This window comes from Sunxiuqinia sp. (assembly GCF_055140945.1).
Genome location: NZ_JBSQYS010000009.1, coordinates 109,750 through 132,263 on the forward strand (window position 1 = coordinate 109,750; position 22,514 = coordinate 132,263).

Genomic DNA, 22,514 nt, shown 5'->3' on the forward strand with positions numbered 1-22,514 from the left:
GTTACAGAGGAACATATGGACTATCAGAAAAAATCGAAAGAGGAACTAATCAAGCTCGTAAAGTCAAAGGATTTATTACTAAAATCGCTTCAAACAGAACAGGAAGACGGGGAGCAATTAAAATTTGCCTGGACCGGAAATTTAGGCCATTGGTATTGGGACGTTCAAAACAACAAGGTCACGTTTAATTCTTTAAAGGCCACTAATTTAGGTTATACGAAAGATGAAATCCCGGAAAACTGTGATTTCCAGTTTTTCACCAACAAACTACATCCTGACGATTATGAGCCCGTCATGGAAAACATGCGAAATCATTTAATCGGGAAAACGAATGTTTATGAAGTTGAATACCGAATAAAAACAAAAAAAGGCGAATGGAAATGGTATTACGACCGGGGAAAAATTACGAAACGCACCGAAACGGGAACCCCAATTCTTTTAGCAGGAATTGTTTTCGATATATCAGAAAGGAAAAATCTGGAAGAAAAACAGTCGATCTTGATCAATTCACTTTCGGAACAGCTACAAATGCAAGAGAACCTTTTTTCAGTGATTTTCCATGATCTTAAAACACCACTTTCTAACGTCATTGGCTTTACTGATCTACTAACTGATTCATTAAAAGAATCCCCTAATCAGAATGATGAGGTTGATGAGTTTACATTGGCTATTGCACAATCAGCCCAAAAGGCTTTTGATATAACGAATGAATTACTTGACTGGATAAAGGCCAAATCATTTAATAGTGGAGTAACCGATAAAATTAATCTAGCCTCTACCATCAATCATCTAATCGATGAATTCGAACAAGAACTAAAGCTCAAAAACGTACAAATCGTTAATCAAATAACTACCGAAACCGAAATTCATACGAATAAAACGTTGCTAAACATCGCCCTTCGAAATTTCCTTTCAAATGCGATAAAGTTCAGTCACAAGGATGCAGAAGTTCATGTCAGCTATTCAAACAAAACGTTATCCGTGAAAGATTTCGGCGTAGGTATGGATCAAGAAAAACTGAATGCAATTTCCGATAGAATAATCGACTCGTCACCCGGCACCGCAGGAGAAAACGGGAATGGTATCGGACTGATTCTTGTCCATAAACTACTGGAAAAGAAAAATATTCAATTCTCAATTGAAAGTTCCCCCAACCAGGGAACTGAAATAAAAATACGTTTTGGGGAAGGATAACCAACCACCCATTAAAAGAATTCTCGATGCACTTAATCGCCTTATCCAACTCCTATTGTACAGAAAATAAGCACAATATATTCTATTCAGGTTGAAAACTTGAAAAAACACTTGTAGCTTTCAAAAATGCTCATTCATGAGCTAAAACACCTTGTTCATCATCAAAAACAGCTAGTTCATAAAATAAATTATAAATTCCTTTCAATAAAAAGAACCATTGTTTATTTTTCAAAAAAAATCAAACAAGTAATTTTCAATCATTTCATTATGAAAAAACTATTATCACTAGCTCTAATTGCACTACTCGCATTTACGTTTTCAAACTGTGCGTCAATTATCCATGGATCAAGACAAAGTGTATCTATTTCAAGCAATCCTACAAAAGCTATGGTTGTTATTGATGGTCGAGATGAGGGGAAAACACCAATCACTGTTGACCTTTCAAGAAAAGATCATCACACCGTTCAGCTGAACCTTGATGGCTATTTACCTTATGAAACTAGATTTACTCGCAAAGTTGACGGCTGGATTGCCGGTAATATTATTTTTGGAGGAGTAATTGGATTGGCAGTAGATGCTATTACCGGAGGAATGTACAAACTAACTCCAGACCAGATTCAAGCGGATATAAAAAGTGGAAATGCTACATCTTTAAAAGGAAATAATGACCTATACTTAACTATCGTTCTGCATCCAGATCCAAGTTGGGAGAAAATAGGCCAACTTCAATGCATGAAGTAATCCTATCAAAATTACTCTAATTATTTGCCCTGTCCGCTATTAATCGGGCGGGGTTTCTTTTGCTATATCAAGATAAAATTTCACATTAACATTCCCCAATTCCCGCTTTGCCCCACTCCAAAAAATGCTTACTTTTGTCGGTCTCAAAAAGACTGACGTTCTCAAATTCAGTTTAAAAGCATTGCAATTATGAAGATTTCCTACAAATGGTTGAAAGACTATATAAATACAGACCTGACTCCTCAACAGCTGGAAGAAGTGCTGACACAAACCGGCCTTGAGGTTGGTGGAATTGAAGAGGTTGAAAGCATCAAAGGCGGGCTTCGCGGATTGGTAATTGGCGAAGTAGTAACTTGCGAAAAGCACCCCAACTCTGATCACCTCAGCAAAACAACGGTTAATGTTGGCTCCAGTGATCTTTTGCCGATTGTTTGCGGTGCACCCAATGTTGCCGCCGGACAAAAAGTTGTGGTAGCTACTGTAGGAGCAACTCTTTATAATGGCGATGACGAATTTGTAATCAAACGTGCTAAAATTCGCGGCGAAGAATCGCAAGGAATGATTTGCGCCGAAGACGAAATTGGCGTTGGTGAAAGCCACGACGGCATTATGGTTCTGCCGCAAGATTCAGTGGCTGGAACTCCGGCCAGCGAGTTTTTTAAGGTGGAATCCGACTATGCCATTGAAATAGACCTGACTCCAAACCGGATTGACGGAGCATCGCATATTGGTGTTGCGCGCGATTTGGCTGCCTACCTGAAACAAGAAAAAGATATTTCGTATACCAAACCTTCAGTTGATGAGTTTAAGGTGGATGATCATTCTCTGGAAATTCCGGTTGAAGTGGCAACTCCTGAAGCTTGCCCACGGTATTCGGGTGTTACAATTTCGGGAGTAAAAATTAAGGAATCGCCCGACTGGTTGCAAAACCGACTGAAAGCAATCGGCCTTTCGCCCATCAATAATGTGGTAGATATTACCAACTACGTTTTATTTGAAACCGGACAACCTTTGCATGCTTTTGATGCTGAAGAAATTGCAGGCAACAAAGTGGTTGTAAAAACCATGCCTGCCGGAACCAAATTTATCACTCTGGATGAAGTTGAGCGTGAGCTGCACGAAGACGACCTGATGATTTGCAATGATGAAGAAGGTATGTGTATTGGCGGTGTTTTTGGTGGTATCAAATCGGGTGTAAAGGAATCAACGACCTCCGTTTTTTTGGAGTCGGCGTGTTTCGATCCTGTTTTCATTCGTAAAACCGCTCGTCGCCATGGACTGAGCACCGATGCGTCATTCCGCTTCGAAAGAGGGACTGACCCAAATGGTGTTATATACGCATTGAAGCGGGCTGCGATGATGATTAAGGAAATTGCAGGAGGAAAAATCTCTTCAGAAATCGTTGATATTTATCCTACTCCAATTGAAGACTTCAAGGTTGAAGTGAGTTATAGCAACATCGAACGGCTGATTGGAAAAGATCTTGGCGCCGAACGAATCAAACTGATTTTGGAAGGCCTGGAAATTAAGATTGATGAGGAAACGGAAACCGGACTATCGCTTTCGGTTCCTCCCTATCGTGTTGATGTGAAACGCGAAGCCGACGTAATTGAAGAAATCCTGCGTATTTATGGCTACAACAATATTGAAATTCCAAGCTTGGTAAATGCTTCGTTGCAATATTCACCCTTACACGATCCGGTAAAAATCCGCCGGGTAATGGCCGAAACGCTTACTGCGCAAGGATTTAATGAGATCTGGTCGAACTCGCTAACGAAAGCTTCGTATTACGAAAATGGCGAAACATTTAACGATGAGCACACCGTTAAGTTGTTCAACCCTCTAAGTAACGACCTTGGCGTAATGCGTCAAACACTGCTGTTTGGCGGACTCGAAGCGATTGCGTACAACGCCAATCGTCAGAATGCTGATTTGCGCTTGTACGAATTTGGCAATTGCTACTTTCTGAATGGATTGGAGCTGAAAGAGGATGTAATGAAAAACTTCCGGGAGGAAGAGCATCTGGCAATTTTCATCAGCGGACAAAAAGAAAAAGAAAGCTGGACTGTTCCGCAAAGCGAAAGCACCTTCTTTCAACTAAAATCTTATGCCGAAGGCCTGTTGACTAAAATGGGACTGAAAGCTGAAAAATTAACGACTGAAGGTTTTAGCAACGAACTAATTTCAGAAGGAATAGTTCTATCAACTAAAAACGGAAATAAAAAGGTGGCCGAAATAGGTATTGTTCATCCAAAGCTGAGGAAGCAATTTGAGATTGAAAATTCGGTTTTCTACGCTGATCTTTCAATGGACAATATCATACTGGAACAGAAAAATAACAAGACGCTATTTAGCGAACTTTCAAAATATCCGGAAGTGCGCCGTGATTTGGCCTTGCTGCTGAACAAAGACGTTCAGTTCGGGCAAATTCGCAATTTAGCATTTAAAGTAGAGAAAAAATTGCTTCGCACGGTTGATTTGTTTGATGTGTACGAAGGCAAAGGAGTACCGGAAGGAAAGAAATCGTATGCCGTTAGTTTTACGCTGCGCGATGACGACAAAACACTCAAGGATAAGCAAATCGATAAGATCATGCAAAAGCTGATCTTCCAGTTCGATAAGGAACTTGATGCCAAACTAAGATAAAAGCAAAGCCATCAGGAACTTCCCGATGGCTTTTTTATTTCAATTGATTTCACATCGAATTATCTTACAGGAATGACCAACAACCAAAAGGGTATTTTGTATGCTATTGTTACCGCGTTTTTCTGGGGCTTTCTTGCCATTTTCCTTAAAATAGCCGTTCAGAAAGTTGCGCCACAAACAGTAGTTTGGTTTCGCTTTGTAGTCGCTTTTGTGATGTTGGCAGCCTGGCAGTTGATCACCAATCCTTCGAGCTTAAAAATATTAATTAAACCACCCAAATTACTTGTGTTTGCAGCCCTCGGCCTTTCGTGGAATTACATGGGTTACATGCTCGGTATTCACTACACCAGTCCAAGTAATGCACAAGTGGTTATCCAAACCGGCCCTGTTATTCTTGCTTTGTCCGGGGTGCTTTTTTTCAAGGAGAAAATACACAAATTACAGTTGATTGGATTTGTTGTTGCCGCCATCGGATTTGCCTTTTTTTACAGTCAGCAAATCAAGCAAATGATTGGGCAGCAGGGACAGTATAACATGGGCGTTTTATTTACATTAAGCGGAGCTGTCGCATGGGCAATTTATGCAATTTTTCAAAAACAGTTGGTTGTATCAAACTCCTCCGCGAGCTTAAATTTATTCCTATTCGGATTACCGGCATTAATTTACATTCCCTTTATCGACTTTGCTCCATTAGCAGAGATTAGCTGGGTATGGTGGCTTGTTTTATTTCTTTTAGGAATAAATACCTTAGTTGCCTACAGCTGTTTGGCTCTTGCTTTAAAATACACACAAGCCAACAAGGTCAGCATCATCATTATTATCAATCCAATTATCACCTTCGTAACCATGGGAATATTGACAGAAATGAATGTTTCATGGATTGAATCCGAACGCTTTTCCTTGCTATCGATCCTTGGAGCAATGATCGTTTTGGGCGGCGCGGCGCTGGTAGTTGGAAAAAGGAAAAGGCTCAAAAAGCGATCAACTAAATAATTACTAAATCATCAACTGATTCTCGACCTGGCTTCTTTCCTGAGAAAAATAAACTCATTCTCGAGTAGTACTACACAGCAAGGATACTTATCAGCTCATCGGGAGTAGCTAATTGTTGCTCTCCCGTTTTCATATTTTTGAGTGTCACCTTTCCCTGCTTAATTTCTTCCTCGCCCACCAAAACTACATAAGCAACTTCTTTCCGATTTGCCCAAGTCATTTGCTTTTTCATCTTTGCCGATTCAGGGTAGATTTCGGCATTTACATGTTGAGCTCGAAGTTTGGCTAAAATAGGCAAACAATAGGCCTCCTCCTTTTCACCAAAATTCACAAACATGACCTTCGTAGAAGCAACAGCATCTTCAGGGAAAAGCTCCAGTTGAGTCATTACATCATAAATACGATCGGCACCAAACGAAATTCCAACTCCCGACACATCGGGCATGCCGAAAATCCCAGTCAGATCATCGTAACGGCCACCTCCACAAATACTGCCAATTTGCACATCTTTAGCTTTCACCTCGAAAATAGCACCGGTGTAATAATTCAATCCGCGCGCAAGGGTCAGATCAAGTTCAACTTCTGTATTTAATTCAAAGCCCGAAAGATATCCAAACAAGGTTTGCATCTCCTCCACTCCTTTCTTCCCAACAGTCGTCGCTCCAATCACGGCTTCAATCTGATCCAGCTTTTCGTTGTTGCTTCCACTCAACTTTAAAATCGGCTGCAGCTTATCAACAGCATCTTGTGACACGCCTTTCTCCAAAAGCTCGAGATTCACTTTCTCCAGTCCAATTTTATCCAACTTGTCAATAGCCACCGTAATATCAACTATGCGATCAGCTTCGCCAATGGTTTCGGCAATTCCGGCTAAAATCTTCCGGTTATTGATTTTTACCACCGTATTGATATCCAACTTGGTAAAAACATCATTAATAATCTGCACCAATTCCAGTTCATTCAACAAGGAAGTGCTACCAATCATGTCAACATCGCATTGATAGAATTCGCGGTAACGCCCTTTTTGAGGTCGGTCGGCCCGCCAAACCGGCTGAATCTGATATCGTTTAAATGGAAAAGAAATATCATTGCGGTGTTGCACAACAAACCGGGCAAAAGGCACGGTCAGATCGTACCGCAATCCTTTTTCCGAGATCTGATTGGTTAATCGAATGCTATTACGTTCTTGTAATTCACCATCGTTTACCTTCGAAATAAAATCGCCCGAATTCAGGATTTTAAACAGGAGCTTATCTCCTTCTTCACCGTACTTCCCCATTAAAGTCGACAGGTTCTCCATGGCCGGCGTCTCGATCGGCTGAAAGCCGTAACGCTGGAAGATTTCCTTAACGGTATCGAAGATGTAATTCCGGCGAGCCATTTCAACCGGAGAGAAGTCGCGTGTTCCTTTTGGAATTGAAGGTTTTTGAGCCATAATCTGTTTTTTATTTCGAATTGCAAAAGTAACTAAAAACAAGAAAAGCCGGAATTGATCCGACTTTTTTCCATGCATTTTCAATATTTATTAATTCCGGATTCAGTAATCCTACAAAATCTTCATTTTTGTTACTCATGTAAAGATTGGGTGACTACTTTTTCCAAATGTGTTCCATTTCTTCTAAGGTTTTTCCTTTTGTTTCGGGAACCATTTTCCAAACAAAGAAGAAAGAAAGTACGCTCATAACACCGTAAAAACCATATGTTACAGCGCCACTAAATTCCATCATCGATGGATAAGTTGATGAAATGAAATAGTTGGCAGCCCATTGTGCAACAACAGCTACAGCAACCGCACGCCCGCGAATTTTATTCGGGAAAATCTCAGAAATCAAAACCCAGCAGATTGGTCCCCATGACATCATAAACGAAGCCGTATAAACAATGATGAACACTAAGGTACTGATTCCAATTATTTCAAAGAATGCCAAGCCTGCAATAGCAAACATACCAATGGCCATTCCAATTGAACCAACCATCATTAGAGGTTTTCTTCCCCATTTGTCGACGGTAAGAATCGCGACGACTGTGAAAATTACGTTGATTAAGCCCATCACGACTGTTTGCATCATCGAAGCATCTTTCCCGGCTCCCATGCTTTCAAAAATCCGGGGTGCGTAGTAAAGAGCCACATTGATACCAACAAACTGCTGAAAAACAGAAAGCAAAACTCCTATTACGATAACCACTTTCCCATACGAGAAGAGTTTCCCCGAGTGGTGCTCTACGGTACTTTTAATATCATTCAGGATTTCTTTCGCTCGGCTGGGACCATTAATTTTTTCAAGAATCCTTAATGCTTCGTTATCTTTTTGTTTTAACACCAGGTACCTCGGTGTTTCGGGAACAAAGAAAAGCAAGATTCCAAACAGACCGGCAGGGATTGCCTCAGACAGAAACATACGTCTCCATCCGATTGTATTCACCCATTCTATTGTTTGACCATTTGAAATCCCCCAGTTCACGAAATAAACCACAAGCATTCCAAAGATGATTGTAAACTGGTTAAGCGAAACCAAACGTCCTCTAATTTCAGCGGGAGAAATCTCTCCAATGTACATGGGTACAATTGCCGAAGCCATTCCAACACCAATACCACCAACAATCCGGTAAAAGTTGAACATGTATAAAAGTGCCATGGTTGCTTTGCCCTTTTCAAAAAACAAAAATTCCGGATATCCGGAACCCAAAGCCGACAAAAAGAACAAAAAAGCAGCAATCATCAAGGATCTCTTTCGTCCTATTTTTGAAGCAAAAATCCCGGAAATACCACCACCAATAATACATCCGATCAAAGCGCTGGAAATTGTTAATCCGTGAACTAAGGTGCTAAGTCCCTGGCTGTCTATCAAAAATGCCTGCACCGATTTTTCGGCACCAGAAATTACCGCGGTGTCGTAACCAAACAATAAACCGCCAAGCGTTGCTACAAAAGTAATAGCAATGATAAAGAAATTGTTTTGTTTCATTCGTATTGTTTTATTTCGTGATAATATGCCTGTTGCCTGTCGGCTTCTTGCACTATTTATCCGTATTTAGGTTAATGAACGATTGAAAATGCACGAACCCGAATCAAAACAGAAGTCTTGATTCGGGTTTCCAATGCAGTTTTATTTGAGTTACAGATTCATCAATCGACGATTAGATGTAACTGTTAATGAGTTGTTCAAACATCTCTTGCTTACCACTGATCTGTTTAGGTTCGCCAATTTCTTTGGCAGCGGCGTACAAGTCCTCCATTGATAATTTTCCGGCTTCAAATTCGGCACCTTTTCCTGAGCTATAAGAAGCATAACGCTGTTTTCTAAGTTCCAGGTAATTTGAGTTTTTCAGAATATCATCAGCAATAACCAGTCCCCGGGCAAAAGTATCCATCCCTGAAACATGTGCGATGAAAATATCTTCCAAATCGGTTGAATTACGACGTGTTTTAGCATCAAAGTTAATTCCGCCATGAGTGAAACCTCCGGCGCTGATGATCTCCAGCATCGCTTCAGTTGTTTCGTAAATATTAGTTGGGAATTCGTCAGTATCCCATCCGTTTTGATAGTCGCCTTTGTTGGCATCAATCGATCCCAGCATGCCGGCATCGGAAGCCATGCGCAATTCGTGGGCAAAAGAGTGTCCGGCCAAGGTAGCGTGATTTACTTCAATATTAATTTTGAAATCGTCAGCCAATCCATTCTTTTCCAGAAAGCCCAAAATTGTTTGCGTGTCGTAATCATACTGGTGTTTGGTAGGTTCCATCGGTTTTGGCTCAACCAGAAAAGTGCCTTTAAATCCTTGCTTGCGACCGTAGTCGCGTGCCATACGCAGGAATTGCCCCATGTGATCCAGTTCTTTTTTCGTATTGGTATTCAGCAGGCTCATGTAACCTTCGCGTCCGCCCCAAAATACATAACCTGTTCCACCCAGAGCGATGGTGGCATCAATGGCATTTTTAACCTGTACCGATGCATTTGCCAATACGTTGAAATCAGGGTTGGTTGAAGCACCATTCATATAACGGGGGTTAGAAAACACGTTGGCAGTTCCCCAAAGTAATTTTACACCGGTAGCTTCCTGACGGGCTTTGGCTTCGTCAACCATTTTTGCCAATCGTTGCTCAATTTCAAATACTGTTCCGTCACCAACAACGTCAGTATCGTGGAAACAATAGAACGGAGCACCTACTTTTGTAATGAATTCAAATGCTGCATCCATGCGCTCTTTCGCAGCATCAAGTTTGTCTGAAGCGCCATCCCACGGAAAAACATGTGTGCCGGGGCCAAAGGGATCGCCACCATCACCACAGAAGGTGTGCCAGTAAGCAACTGCAAAACGCAGATACTCCTTCATGGTTTTACCGCCAACAACACGGTTTTCGTCATACCATTTAAATGCCAGTGGATTTCTTGAATCCGGTCCTTCAAACTTGATTTTATCAATGCCTGAAAAGTACTCTTTGTTGCCTTTGAAAAATGCCATAGTCTTAATTATAAAATTCGTTATTAATTTATTTTATCGTTTTCGTTGGAAAAAATATCCAACGAATAAATTCTTATTTGTTGATTGCTTTCTCGAGTTCCTTTTTCCAGCTTTCGTAAGCTGCCTGGTAGGCTGCTGCCCGCTGCGGGTCTGGTTTTATTGTCTCTAATTTCGTTAAGTTGGAAAAAGCTTCTTGTGAGGATGAATAATAGCCTGAACCAATTCCGGCACCACGTGCGGCACCAACCGAACCATCGGTATTGTATAATTCTATGGTAGCTCCGGTAATTCCAGCGAGTGTTTCCCTGAAGATTGGGCTGAGAAACATGTTGGCTTTCCCGGCACGAATTACGTTGGCATTAATGCCGATGGTTTCCATCACTTCCATGCCATATTTAAATGAGAAGACAATACCTTCTTGCGCGGCACGAAACAAATGAGCCTGGCTATGAATATTGAAATTGATTCCGGCTAGTGTGGCTCCCGGATTTTTATTTTCTAATACACGCTCTGCTCCATTTCCGAAAGGCAAAATGCTTAATCCGTCAGATCCAATTGCGATTTCGGATGCCATCTCGTTCATTTTTTCGTACGAGATCCCGCTGTTTGCCACATTCTTATTCAACCAGGAGTTTAGAATTCCGGTTCCGTTGATGCATAGCAACACTCCCAATCGGTTCGATTCAGCAGAGTGGTTGACGTGTGCAAAGGTATTTACCCGCGATTTTGGGTCGTAGGCAACCTCTTCGCTAACGCCATAAACAACTCCCGATGTTCCTGCTGTTGTGGCAACCTCTCCGGGATTTAGTACGTTAAGCGACAAGGCGTTGTTGGGCTGATCTCCTGCACGGTAGCTTATTTTTGTTCCTTTTGCCAAGCCAAGTTCTTTCGCAGCAAATTCACTCACTTCACTTTGGACAGAGAAGGTTGGGACAATCTCAGGAACGAATGAAGCGTCAAATCCGTAATAATCCATCACCAGCTTCGAAACTTCATTTTGCTGGAAGTCCCAAAGAATACCTTCGGACAAACCACCCGCAGTTGTTTTAATTTCGCCACTCAGTTTCATGGCAATATAATCACCCGGAAGCATAATTTTGTGAATGTGGCTGTACTGTTCCGGCTCATTGTCTTTCACCCACTTTAGTTTTGAAGCGGTAAAGTTCCCCGGAGAATTCAGTAGACTAGTCAGGCATTTTTCCTCGCCTATTTCTTTTAATGCCTGATCACCAATAGCGGCAGCACGGCTATCGCACCAAATAATTGATGGGCGAATCACCTGCTGGTTTTTATCAACCATCACTAAACCGTGCATCTGGTACGAAATACCAATTGAGTCGATATCTTTCGGGGCAACCTTTGACTCGCCAAGCACTTCCTGAAGGGCTAGTTTTAAATTTTCCCACCATTGCTCGGGCTCTTGTTCTGCCCAGCCGGTTTGCCTGGCAGTAATTTTCATTTCTTGTTTTGGGAAGAATGATGAAGAAACACATGCTCCCGATTTGCCATCAACTAATGAGACTTTGACAGATGAACTGCCAATATCAAATCCAAGTAAATACATTCTTGTTCGCTTATTTGTTGGTTATTTCTAAAGTTATCCGTTCTGTTCTGGTATGCTCTGCAAATTTAGATGCAGAGGAGTCTATTTCAAAGCATTCGAAATGTGTTATAAAACACTATTCCTTATAGCGAGCTGCGCACCATTAATTTGGTGGGAATACGAAGATTTACCTGTTCGCCTGTTGAAACAAATTCGGCTGCCTTTCGTCCCATTAATTCAAAATCAGTAGAAATCACGGTTACGCCTTCTTTGACATATTTCTTCATTGGTGTTTCGTTGTATGAAATAACACCTGCTTCTTTTCCTGGTGTAAATTGCTTTTGGTCGCACTGATCGAGAAAACGCGCCAACATCCGGTCGCTAACCATCAGATAAAGATCTCCCGGCTGAACATCCAATTCTTTATATTTTTCCATCACGAGGAATGGCATCTTATAATCACGACAGAATGATTCAAAATAGTTAAGCGATTCTTTCGGATGATAAGTGAATTCAGGATATGAATACACGAATCGCTTGTATTTTTTAATAAGTTCCACATGATGCTCGAAAGAGTCGTACAGCGTTTGTCCAAAATCCTGATAAATGCACGAGTTCAGTTTTGAAACGTACACATTCCAGTCGATGATCAGTAGCTTATTCGCAGGAATTTTTTTGATAATATCCGGCACTCGCTCATGGTCAAAATTCATGACAATATACTTGGTATATTTTCCAATACTTTCTTTGATAATCGTTTCAAACACGTTGATATTGTAGTGATGAAAGTGAAGATCGACTGTAATGTTTTCGGGAAGATTGTCTAAAAACGAGCCGTATAAAACTTCTTTGTATGCCTTAAAGGTATCCAGAAAGAGAAAGACTTTGGTGGTAGCCTTGGCTACAAAGTAGCCTTTATGTGGCACCGATTCGATAATGCCTCTGTTTTTGAGCTCAGCATATGATTTAAAAACCGTATCGCGCGATAAAGAACTTTCTTTACACAACTGATTGACCGATGGCAAAATGTCGCCGGCCTGTAGTAAGTTTTTACTAATGGCTTCTGTTACAGCGTCAATTAATTGTTGAAATTTCAGTTGGTTTGAGGTCTGGTCAATCTGGAAATGAAATTTGCTCATAGTAGAAAAAGCTAAATGTGTTCTGTTCTGTTATGCAAACATACAAAACAAATCAGAAACTTGCTTTTTCTTTTTGGAAAGTGGGTAATAATAAAAAGGAATTATCGTTTAAAAGAAAAGGATAAGTGGAGAGTTTTTAATTATACTTCTTAATTTGATCAATTCGGTATATTCTCCCTTATCCTTTCCAGTTTCTAAAATTAGACTTTTCAATCGACATTTTAAAGTAGTCTGAGTAGAAATAAGGTCACGGACCTATTTGATATTTTCGGTTTCGCTTCTATCACAAATTGTTAAAGACCCGAAACATGACACTAAATTATTAGCACTACTTAGTTGCTCCATCTTTCCTTTTTAGACTCAAAATCAATTCGATAAAGAGTTAATCATATGCTCGGCAGTTCCTGAAAAGGGAAAGGAGCGATTCTTCTCGAACCACCCCTGTTTCCCCATTCACAATTAACCCCTAAAAAAAAGTGCTTTTATAATGTGGCTGGCAATTTTCGGATTTTCCTTTAAGCGGCGGGTTGAATAGTTAAACCATTGCTTGCCAAAAGGTACATACACACGCATCTTGTGACCAGCTTCAACAATTAAGTTTCGCAGTTCGGGTGTCACTCCGTATAACATTTGGAATTCATACATCGATTTGGGAACCTTATATTTTTCAATCAGTTTTAATGATTCGTCAACTAGGAATTTGTCATGCGTAGCAATTCCTGCAAACATCTTATTCTGAAACATAAACTCCAGATCATCTAAAAAGTGAGTTCTCACTTCCTGATATTCCTTAAACGCGACCTGTTCAGGCTCCACATAAATTCCTTTACACAGGCGAAAATTCAGAGGATGTCCGTTTGAAGGAAACTTACTAAAATCAGTCAAATCATCGAGAGTTCGTCTTAAATAGGCCTGCACAACCAGACCAATATGACCGCTGAATTCTCTTTTAAGCTTTTTAAATAAGCTTAGTTCTGCATCAACACACTGCGAATCTTCCATATCAATGCGGACGAAACTATTCTTTTCAGCCGCTCTACCGATAATCTCTCTCAAATGACGGTAACAAACTTCCTGATCGATCAGTAAACCAAACATGGTCGGTTTTAAGGAAAAATTACCTTGAATATTTTCACTCGTGAATCGTTCAATAATCTGTAAATATTGATTTTTATTGTCCTCAGCTTGCTCCAAGCTAGATATAAATTCGCCAAGCAAATCAATAGTGACCTCAATCTTTTGTTCGTTGAGTTTGCGTGCTGCTTCGATGGCTTCCGTTATCGTTTCGCCGGCAATGTAGCGTTTACTAAAAAGCCAGACCAGCTTTTCGGGCATGTAAGGAAGCAGGTGTGAAATTACTTTATTAAACATGTGTTGACCTAGTTTTGAAATCGATTAGTTTGCTATTTAAAAATACGCATTTGAAATACTGGAGTTCAATGACCTTTATCAGCGAAAGAGCATGATTTTATGCATGGTTTTATTCGAAGAAATTAAAGGCACACCTTCAAAAAAATATTCAATTAAAGCTTTATTCCTGATATTAAATTTTTATTTTTGGTCGAAATTATTTGAGATACTAACTATTTGAAACTTACAAGTTGACTCGGCCGATTACTGAAAAAGGGATTTTTCGATGGCAACAGAGCATTTGTTTGTTTTTTTGAAGAAATAAAAACTAATAATTAGCAAATGAAAAATACTTCATTGATCGTAAACCTGGTTTTAGCCGTTGCCTTAATTGGAATCTATGTGATTCATTTTAGTGGAAAAACTTCAAATGAAGGAGTGACTGGAAATTCAACAAGCCCATCATCTAGTTCTGATTTGAAGATTGCTTATGTAAAAGTTGATTCGTTGATTGTAAATTACGACTTGGCACAAAAACTTCACGAAGAGTTTACTAAAAATCAAGAAGCATACACCAAAGAATATGCTGAGAAGCGGTCTTCATTTGAAAAACGTGCAGCCGAATTTCAGGAAAAAGTTCAACGAGGTGGTTTTTTAACCCAGGATCGTGCCGTTCAGGAACGTGATCGATTGATGAGTGAAGAACAGGAAATTTTAACTCTGGATCAGGAATTATCGGCCAAATTGCAGGAAATGCAAGCAGCAAACAACCAACAACTAATTGATAGTTTGATGAGTTACCTGGAGAAATTCAATGCAGACAAAAAATACAGTTATATTTTTAATGCCGGTGAAATTCTGATTGGCGATGAGGCACATAACATTACTAAAGAAGTGTTGACTGCCATGAATGCTATTTATAATGAGAAGAATTAATTTCGCATAACGATACCTATGAAATCCGGGCTTTGTCCGGATTTTTTTTATCCCTAACTTTCGTGTATGAGTTTTGCCAGCCGATACCTTCAACACAATATAAATTACCCGGCTTTTATTTTCGATCAGCCTTCTTCGAAGCTTGGAATGGTTGTGGTAATTCCATGCTATGACGAGCCGGCGGTTGTGGAAACAATAGAATCGTTGGCATCTTGCAAAAGGCCATTGCAAGATGTTGAGGTGTTGGTTGTGGTTAATCAGTCGGAGAAAAGCGCCCCAACGGTGGAGACTCAAAACAAGCGAACTATTTTAGAATTGAAGCAGTGGAAGACTGAAAATCCAACGGCACTTTTCAATCTGCATGTGATGGTGCCAGAGCCATTTCGAAAAAAGCACGCCGGTGCTGGCCTGGCACGAAAAACCGGAATGGATGAAGCTATTCGCCGTTTTGCAAGCCTTGAGAAACCGGATGGATTGATCATCTCTTTGGACGCAGATACTTTGGTAGAAACAAATTATTTAGTTGAAATTGAAAATCACTTCGCAAGCAAAAAAAACGAAGTTGGCACGACCATTAAATTCAAGCATCGGGTGGATGAGTTGGTCGATCCGCTGCATATTGAAGGCATGCAGTTGTACGAAGATTACCTGCACTATTATAAAAAAGCCATGGCTTCCATCGGCTTTCCGCATGCCATTTATACGGTTGGTTCGGCCTTTGCCGTTTGCGCTGATGCCTATGTAAAACAGGGCGGAATGAACAGAAGGCAAGCCGGCGAAGATTTTTATTTTTTGCACAAGCTTACCGCAATGGGGTCAATTTCAGAGCTAAACACAACCTGCGTTTATCCGTCCGCGCGGCTGTCGAACCGGGTGCCTTTCGGTACCGGCCCCAGTATCCATAAGTGGGTGAATGGAGACAAGAGCCTCAGTAAAACTTATGCCTTTCAAGCCTTTCTCGATTTGAAACAGCTGTTTGATTTGGTACCTGAATTGTACGAGTCGGAACTGGAATCATTCACACTTCCGGCATCTGTTCAGCAGTTTTTGACGGAGGATTGTTTTTCGGACGACTTAGCTGAAATTCGCCGAAACAGCGGATCCCCGCAAACATTCCAAAAGCGATTCTTTCAATATTTCAATGCCTTTAAAATCTTGAAATATCTGAATGCTGTTCATCCAACATTTTATGATTTTCAGAAGTTAAAAGAAGCTTATACTGAATTGAAAGGACATTGAATTGCGATTGATTCGTATTCAGTTTCAACAGAGCTAACTCCCCTCCCTTTCTTGTAGCCTGATAAAAAGTGCCATGCATCTAATTGTCGTCAGATGCATGGCACTACTTGTAAAATTGGACCTTGGTTTTAGTTTTTCTGTTGATTAAGCAACTTCAAAAAAAGCAAATTATGCAGTACGCTTAGACCCAGATTCCCTTTTTAGGTGGATTGCCGTATGAATCAAACGAATCACCGTTTTCGCGCAAAGCCGCCTTTAAGTCATCTACAGTAAATTCGAAGCCATCTTCTTTGGCGAGTTCTACAAATTTTTCCATTGTAAACGCATTGTCGTACTTAATACGAAATTGCCTATCCTCGGCGCCCTTGTCCAATAAATCAAAAACTATTTCCTTTGACATGTTTTCTAAAGTTTATATTAATAAAGACGCAAATATAACGATAATTAAAACCTGACATTTATACTTCAAATGAAATAAATCTACGGCAATCAGATAATTTAACAAACAATAATCAAACAAATAGATTATTAATACGAGACATTTAATCTTTTTCACAAAACGCAAATACAGCTCATTCAATAGAAAATTAGAGCAATATTATTTCTACTCTCAATTTGAACATTACTTCAAAACAATTGGTCTCGCTGTCTTGGTTTCATGACGAGATAAAACGATTTCACCCAATCAGGAGGCAAAATGCTTTCTCGATTCCTCGATGTTGCTCATATTCTCAACGGCCCACGCTACAAGCCCATGCAAATGCGGTAGCAAACTTCTTCCTCGTTCGGTCAATTTGTATTCAACCTTTGGCGGTATTTGCGGGTAAACGGTACGCTTAACCAGCCCGTCAGCCTCAAGTGCTTTCAAGGTTACGGTTAACATCTTTTGCGAAATGGTTTCAATGGTTTTCTGGATTTCCATAAAACGCATCACTTCACCTTCTTCTAATAGCAGTAAAACCAGCAATGACCACTTGTCTCCAATTCGATCAACAACATTCCGAACAGGGCATTGCTCTGCATTACTATATTTTGTCAATTCTTTCTCGTCCATAATCAATTGATAATTAACGTATCTAACTTCTGCGTAACTATCTGAGGTATTTGTACGTTCTTGTTTATAAGACACTAACCAAATATCTTTGAGTAACCAAAAGTAACTAAAGAACTATTGTAAAGCAAACAGGATTTAAAATTAGATTATATGAAACGAACATGAAGTTTAATCTGCGATATTTCACGAACAAGCATAATTAAATTTCATCGAGAATTCCATATGATACCTTATAAATAACCAATTTAAATCATATGAAAATAGGAATTACAGGAGCAACAGGCCAGTTGGGTCAAATTGTGGTTGAGAAACTAAAAGGGAAAGTGAATAGTGATGAAATTGTAGCGTTGGTGCGTACGCCTGAAAAGGCAGCGGAGCTTGGTGTCGAAGTCCGCGAATTCGATTACTCGAAGCCGGACACACTGGTCGATCCTTTGGGGGGAATTGATCACTTGTTACTGATTTCAAGTAGTGAAATTGGTAAACGCGCCGAGCAGCATTCCAACGTAATTGAAGCAGCAAAGGCGGCAGGCGTGAAATGGATTGTTTACACCAGTTTACTGCATGCTGATACGTCGTCGTTGAATTTGGCAGACGAACACCTGGCAACCGAGGATGCACTGAAGGCCTCCGGAATAGCTTATACCATTTTACGTAATGGCTGGTATTCGGAGAATTACACCGGGTCGATTGCGGGAGCGTTGGCTGGTGGTGCATTTGTAGGCAGTGCCGGTGAGGGTAAAATATCGTCGGCAACTCGTGCTGATTTTGCAAAGGCAACCGCTGTGGTTTTAACCGGAAAAGGACACGAAGGCAACGTGTATGAGCTGGCCGGTGATGAAGCATATACGTTGACTGACCTGGCGGCTGAAATTTCGCGTCAGACCGGAAAAGATATTCCTTACAAAAATCTACCGGAAGGAGAATATGCTGAAGTGCTAAAAAGTTTTGGCTTGCCCGAATTTTTCGCAACAGCAATTGCCAGCTGGGATACAGGTGCCTCAAAAGGCGATTTATTTGATGATGGCAAACAGCTTTCTAAATTGATTGGTCGGCCAACAACTTCGTTAGCCGATGCCGTTGCTCAGGCATTATAAAGGCTGAAAAAGATATGAAAACAATTTTGGCCTTTCACGATTCGTGAGGGCCATTTTTTTTTGATGTCGAGAGAAGAGCTAACTGATGCTTCGTGATTTCTCTCCGATCAGTCGCCAGGCATCCTGCACATGTTTCAGCTCTGTTTGTGTTTGCCCGATGCTCATGCGCAGCCAAAATTGTCCGTTTAATACGGTATGTGTCAGGTAGATTTTGCCGCTCTTGTTCAGGCTTTGGATGAGCTTTTTATTGAATGCATTATCATTTTTATGCCGGAAGCAAACCAGGTTAAAAGGCGGTTCACTGAGCAACTCAAAGTCGGCTGATTCTTTTACCCATTTGCTAAATTCAGCGGCTAACCGGATATGTTCCCGGATATGATATTGCAATCCTTCAACGCCGTAATGTCGGATGACAAACCAAAGTTTCAATGCCCGAAACCGACGTCCTAACTGGAGATGCCAATCGCGATAATCGATCACAGCCCCATTTTCGGTTGCTTCGTTTTTCAGGTACTCCGGTAAAACACTAAGCGTTTTTATGAGCACCGATTTATCAGACACAAAAAAGCAGTCGCAATCGAAATTAGTAAACATCCACTTGTGTGGATTAAAGGCATAGCTTTTAGCAAGCTCCAGCCCATCAAATGCAGCACGTTGTTCCTGGCAGATAGCAGCTGATCCGGCCATGGCTGCATCTACATGCATCCAGATATCGTATCGGCGGCATATTTCTCCAATCTCCCGGATTGGATCAACAGCATTCGAGGATGTGGTACCAATTGTAGCACAAACAAAAAACGGAATGTAGCCTTCTTCCAGATCTTTCCTGATTTGCGCTTCAAGCTTCTCCGGAATCATCGCAAAGTTTTCATCAACCTCAATTGTTCGAAGGTTTTGCGTGCCAACACCAATAACTTTAATGTCTTTCTCGGCCGAAGAATGGGTTTGCGACGAAATGTAGGCCACAATCTTGGGACAGCCTCCAATGCGATTCGTTTCAAAATTCGTTTTCATTTCGCGGGCGCAAAGCATGGCCGTCAACAGTGCGTTCGATGCAGTATCCTGAATCACCCCTCCACCATTCCGGGTAGTTTTAAAATGCTGCGGTAAATCCATCATATCCACCAGCCAATCCATGACCTGACTCTCCAGTTCGGTGCAAGCCGGGCTGGTTGCCCAAAGCATGCCCTGTACGCCAAGTCCCGCTGAAAGCAACTCACCAAGAATTGACGGCCCGGAGGCATTGGCAGGGAAATAGGCAAAAAAGTTGGGTGATTGCCAATGGGTAATGCCGGGCATAATTAGTTGCTCCACATCCTGCATCATCGCATCAAAGCTTTCTCCTTGGGCGGGCGCTGCATTAGGCAGGCCTTTGCGAATATCACCCGGCTCAACTTGCGACAAAACCGGGTAGTTTTCTACCTGCTCGTAATAGTCGGCAATCCAGTCAATCATTTTTTTGCCCTCCTCCCTGAACTGGGCGGGACTCATATGGTAATTTTTAGGTGTCATATTAATATCGAATCGAAAAATTAGTGTAGTTGCCTGGCTCTATTTCACTTTGGTGAAGCTGATCAGTCCGGCTATAACCATTTCCAGCCTTGAGGTAATCGACAAAGCAGGCCAAATCTTTTTCGTCACCTTCAAGCTCGATTTCAACGTTGCCGTTTGGCAGATTTTTCACCCAACCGGTTAGTTGGCATTCCTTTGCTTTTTGATTAACAAAATACCGGAAGCCAACTCCCTGAACTCGCCCGCTAACAATGATATGTTTGGCTACTTTACTGCTCAACGGTTTAGTTCGTTTTTGCGTTGTTGAATTCGGCTACGACTTCGGGCTGAACCAAAGCCCAAATGGAGTAGGCACCAACTGCTGTTCCCAATGGGAAATTAAACAGCTGCAATACCGATACGATTAAAACTAAAATACGCGCCCACTCTTTCCGTTTTAACAATCCAATGCCACCCAGAATACCCGGAAGAGATAAAACGATAAAAAAGACGGTGAGCGAATTTGCGATGATGTTCAGAATAAAATTGGCTTCCTGATCTCCCGAAAGATTGCCTGCAATATTCAGAACAAAATAAATCAGAGCCGCAATCACCACTCCGAAAATACTAAACCCAATCTGTATCGCTGCAACGATATTAATGTGCCTTTCCATAACTAGCTTTTTTGTTTAAAATTAAGAAGAATCATAAACTATTTTAGATTATTCCAAATCTTTTTTCCTCGTGTAGCGGATTCCGGTCTGCTAAAAAAATGATTTTTATAGCGGAATCGAAATAAGAAGTAGAGGATTGGAATCCCCAACGCCCCAGTTTATTCAGATTCAATCTAAATTACTCTCCGTTCTCTTGCCACTTAAAATTCAAAAACCGCTCCTCCAACTCATAAACTACCCGTTTTTACGCACGAACTCACCCCTGTGGTTGACGAACCAATGTCAAGTATTAGACGAAGATTTTAATGTGTTATTGAACATTCAATTATGGGGTTTCCTTTCCACACTGAAACAGATCTATAATTAGTTGTGATTATGTTTTCTGACATAAAATTCCGGCACAACCGTTTGAAATCGAATAGCATCTACTGAGTTATTGAGGTTTTTGACGGAGGAACAACAAGCTTTCCCAAAGTCTAAAATTTTGGAAAAGGTGCCCAATCCAAACAATGTTGAACCTTTAAAACAAATAGAATGAGATCACCCCCTTAGATCGAGCTTGCAAAAAACAGATAAATTATTGCAAATACATTTTATTAAAACGTAAATCATGAAATTTTTAAAATTAGTAATTCCTCTTTTAATTTTCTTTTTAGATACGAAGGCGCAAGTTCAAGACTCTTTGGGAGCTAAATGGAGTGTTAATTTGCAGTTAGCTCACTATGATAGGGAAAAGGATAATGAACTATCTCTTGGTGATATTGGATATAATGTAAACCCTGGACTTGAAATTATCTATCAGTACCCTCTGAATAACAGTTGCTATCTTAACACTGGTGTATCATATCAGTATCTAAAATTGATTTCACATATTGAGACTGCTGACAGATTTAAAGTTGGAGAATTAAGTATCCCGTTACTGTTTTCGCTGAGAAATAAAATTGGTTTTTCTATAACTTCGGGAGTCTACGCTGGGCAATTTCTTCATTTTTCTTGGGAGAAGCATAGTCATCATTTATGGATACCCGTTAATACTCTAGAAAGAGAACATTATGCCGATAAAAGCTTTTTCATGGATGCTTATTTGGGATTTGAATACAAATGGAAAGGTACAAATGGCATTCTAAAGGTTATCCCTTTTACACGTTATAGGTTTAAAGAAAACTGGATGAACTATTACCGGACAAGTATTTATTATGGTATTAAATTAGGAATTGATTTAAATGTTAAAACAAAATAAAAATGAAACCAAATATCTTGACAATTGCATTAATGCTGCTTTTAAATAGCAGTATATATCCTCAGTCTTATGATCGAAATTTTAATCCAAATTACATGTGGACTTCTTTTGACGAAGATTTCTCCGGAGCAAGTTTAAATCGTAACGTTTGGGAGCCTACAACTCACTTCAAAAGACATTTAGGTTTCCTCATAGATAGCGCGATTACTATTGGTGTTAGCAATGGCAACCTAGAATTAAAAATGCACTATGTCCCCAACTATCTTGATAGTATATGGAGTCCTGATGGCTATGATCATGTTTATTCGGATTATGTTGGAGGAGAGGTTAACACTCTTGAAAGCTTTCAATATGGTGTTTTTGAATGCCGAGCAAAGTATGCTCATCAAATTGGTTCTTGGCCAGCTTTTTGGCTTATCGGAGGTGATGGCATTCCATGTTCTCAGGGAGGAGGGTATGGAAATGAAATAGATAGGGTCTGCTGATTTTCTACACACCGTATGAGTTGGATATTGGAACCAGCAAAATGTTTTCATCAAATAATTCTAATCTCAGCAGGTTTTTGATGGCCGCTTTTATTTTTTTAAGGAAGAGCGCAAAAGAACCTTTCCATCTTTCTGCCACTTGTAGCAATTTGGCCAGGTTCATGACAAAAAGGATCGCATTGACCCATGATTCGGACGTTTCAGGAAGTCTGGCCATAATATTGTTGA

Annotated in this window: 21 protein-coding genes; 9 read left to right on the forward strand and 12 right to left on the reverse strand. The window is 40.5% G+C overall.

Annotation, left to right across the window (positions count from 1 at the left end; genetic code table 11):
* Positions 1-15: 15 nt before the first annotated feature.
* The 4 genes from ACTB00_RS06175 (at position 16) to ACTB00_RS06190 (ending at position 5,574) form a co-directional block, all read left to right on the forward strand.
* Positions 16-1,194: a sensor histidine kinase gene (locus tag ACTB00_RS06175; protein WP_463299042.1), complete on the forward strand. Its 1,179-nt coding sequence runs from the start codon at positions 16-18 to the stop codon at positions 1,192-1,194.
* A 126-nt stretch (positions 1,195-1,320) separates the two neighbouring features.
* Positions 1,321-1,935: a PEGA domain-containing protein gene (locus tag ACTB00_RS06180; protein WP_463299043.1), complete on the forward strand. Its 615-nt coding sequence runs from the start codon at positions 1,321-1,323 to the stop codon at positions 1,933-1,935.
* Positions 1,936-2,124: 189 nt separating this feature from the next.
* The gene (pheT, locus tag ACTB00_RS06185) at positions 2,125-4,581 is read left to right on the forward strand and encodes a phenylalanine--tRNA ligase subunit beta (RefSeq protein WP_463299044.1); all 2,457 of its coding nucleotides are present in this window, start codon (positions 2,125-2,127) and stop codon (positions 4,579-4,581) included.
* Between the two features lie 72 nt (positions 4,582-4,653).
* Complete coding sequence (locus tag ACTB00_RS06190) at positions 4,654-5,574, forward strand: DMT family transporter (RefSeq protein ID WP_463299045.1); 921 nt, start codon at positions 4,654-4,656, stop codon at positions 5,572-5,574.
* Between the two features lie 70 nt (positions 5,575-5,644).
* Here ACTB00_RS06190 and hisS read toward each other — a convergent pair whose 3' ends face one another.
* The 6 genes from hisS to ACTB00_RS06220 all read right to left on the reverse strand — a co-directional run bounded on the left by hisS (position 5,645) and on the right by ACTB00_RS06220 (position 14,091).
* Positions 5,645-7,087 (reverse strand): histidine--tRNA ligase, encoded by a 1,443-nt coding sequence (hisS, locus tag ACTB00_RS06195; RefSeq protein WP_463299046.1) that lies wholly within the window; start codon positions 7,085-7,087, stop codon positions 5,645-5,647.
* Between the two features lie 76 nt (positions 7,088-7,163).
* Positions 7,164-8,540 carry a D-xylose transporter XylE gene (xylE, locus tag ACTB00_RS06200; RefSeq protein WP_463299047.1) on the reverse strand — a complete coding sequence of 459 codons (1,377 nt, stop codon included), beginning with the start codon at positions 8,538-8,540 and terminating at the stop codon, positions 7,164-7,166.
* A gap of 172 nt (positions 8,541-8,712) precedes the next feature.
* The gene (gene xylA / locus ACTB00_RS06205) at positions 8,713-10,038 is read right to left on the reverse strand and encodes a xylose isomerase (RefSeq protein ID WP_463299048.1); all 1,326 of its coding nucleotides are present in this window, start codon (positions 10,036-10,038) and stop codon (positions 8,713-8,715) included.
* 73 nt (positions 10,039-10,111) lie between these two features.
* Positions 10,112-11,602, reverse strand: a complete 1,491-nt coding sequence (locus tag ACTB00_RS06210; protein ID WP_463299049.1) for a xylulokinase — start codon at positions 11,600-11,602, stop codon at positions 10,112-10,114.
* A gap of 122 nt (positions 11,603-11,724) precedes the next feature.
* A complete protein-coding gene (locus ACTB00_RS06215) occupies positions 11,725-12,720 on the reverse strand; it encodes a GntR family transcriptional regulator (protein WP_463299050.1) in 996 nt (331 codons plus the stop codon).
* Between the two features lie 459 nt (positions 12,721-13,179).
* Entirely contained in the window at positions 13,180-14,091 is a 912-nt protein-coding gene (locus ACTB00_RS06220; RefSeq protein WP_463299051.1) for a proline dehydrogenase family protein, read from the reverse strand.
* 321 nt (positions 14,092-14,412) lie between these two features.
* On the opposite strand from ACTB00_RS06220, the gene ACTB00_RS06225 reads away from it, so the two are divergent.
* Entirely contained in the window at positions 14,413-15,006 is a 594-nt protein-coding gene (locus ACTB00_RS06225; protein WP_463299052.1) for an OmpH/Skp family outer membrane protein, read from the forward strand.
* Between the two features lie 66 nt (positions 15,007-15,072).
* Positions 15,073-16,245 carry a glycosyltransferase family protein gene (locus ACTB00_RS06230; protein WP_463299053.1) on the forward strand — a complete coding sequence of 391 codons (1,173 nt, stop codon included), beginning with the start codon at positions 15,073-15,075 and terminating at the stop codon, positions 16,243-16,245.
* A gap of 181 nt (positions 16,246-16,426) precedes the next feature.
* Here ACTB00_RS06230 and ACTB00_RS06235 read toward each other — a convergent pair whose 3' ends face one another.
* Both ACTB00_RS06235 and ACTB00_RS06240 read right to left on the reverse strand, forming a co-directional pair.
* The gene (locus ACTB00_RS06235) at positions 16,427-16,645 is read right to left on the reverse strand and encodes a Nif11-like leader peptide family natural product precursor (protein WP_159520964.1); all 219 of its coding nucleotides are present in this window, start codon (positions 16,643-16,645) and stop codon (positions 16,427-16,429) included.
* A gap of 285 nt (positions 16,646-16,930) precedes the next feature.
* Positions 16,931-17,299 carry a winged helix-turn-helix transcriptional regulator gene (locus ACTB00_RS06240; protein WP_463299054.1) on the reverse strand — a complete coding sequence of 123 codons (369 nt, stop codon included), beginning with the start codon at positions 17,297-17,299 and terminating at the stop codon, positions 16,931-16,933.
* A gap of 254 nt (positions 17,300-17,553) precedes the next feature.
* Between ACTB00_RS06240 and ACTB00_RS06245 the strand changes: the two genes are divergently transcribed.
* Positions 17,554-18,396 carry an SDR family oxidoreductase gene (locus ACTB00_RS06245; protein ID WP_463299055.1) on the forward strand — a complete coding sequence of 281 codons (843 nt, stop codon included), beginning with the start codon at positions 17,554-17,556 and terminating at the stop codon, positions 18,394-18,396.
* Between the two features lie 78 nt (positions 18,397-18,474).
* Here ACTB00_RS06245 and ACTB00_RS06250 read toward each other — a convergent pair whose 3' ends face one another.
* The 3 genes from ACTB00_RS06250 to ACTB00_RS06260 are packed head-to-tail and all read right to left on the reverse strand — an operon-like array spanning position 18,475 to position 20,561.
* Positions 18,475-19,887 (reverse strand): pyridoxal-dependent decarboxylase, encoded by a 1,413-nt coding sequence (locus ACTB00_RS06250; RefSeq protein ID WP_463299056.1) that lies wholly within the window; start codon positions 19,885-19,887, stop codon positions 18,475-18,477.
* 22 nt (positions 19,888-19,909) lie between these two features.
* Positions 19,910-20,188: an acylphosphatase gene (locus tag ACTB00_RS06255; protein ID WP_463299057.1), complete on the reverse strand. Its 279-nt coding sequence runs from the start codon at positions 20,186-20,188 to the stop codon at positions 19,910-19,912.
* Positions 20,189-20,192: 4 nt separating this feature from the next.
* The gene (locus ACTB00_RS06260) at positions 20,193-20,561 is read right to left on the reverse strand and encodes a hypothetical protein (protein WP_463299058.1); all 369 of its coding nucleotides are present in this window, start codon (positions 20,559-20,561) and stop codon (positions 20,193-20,195) included.
* Positions 20,562-21,171: 610 nt separating this feature from the next.
* Between ACTB00_RS06260 and ACTB00_RS06265 the strand changes: the two genes are divergently transcribed.
* Together ACTB00_RS06265 and ACTB00_RS06270 are read left to right on the forward strand one after the other, a co-directional pair.
* On the forward strand, positions 21,172-21,801 hold the full coding sequence (locus ACTB00_RS06265) for a hypothetical protein (protein WP_463299059.1): 630 nt from the start codon (positions 21,172-21,174) through the stop codon (positions 21,799-21,801).
* Positions 21,802-21,803: 2 nt separating this feature from the next.
* Positions 21,804-22,286, forward strand: coding sequence for a glycoside hydrolase family 16 protein (locus ACTB00_RS06270; protein WP_463299060.1), 483 nt, complete (start codon positions 21,804-21,806; stop codon positions 22,284-22,286).
* 4 nt (positions 22,287-22,290) lie between these two features.
* Here ACTB00_RS06270 and ACTB00_RS06275 read toward each other — a convergent pair.
* A partial coding sequence (locus tag ACTB00_RS06275; protein ID WP_463299061.1) for a hypothetical protein occupies positions 22,291-22,514 on the reverse strand: 224 nt, incomplete at its 5' end.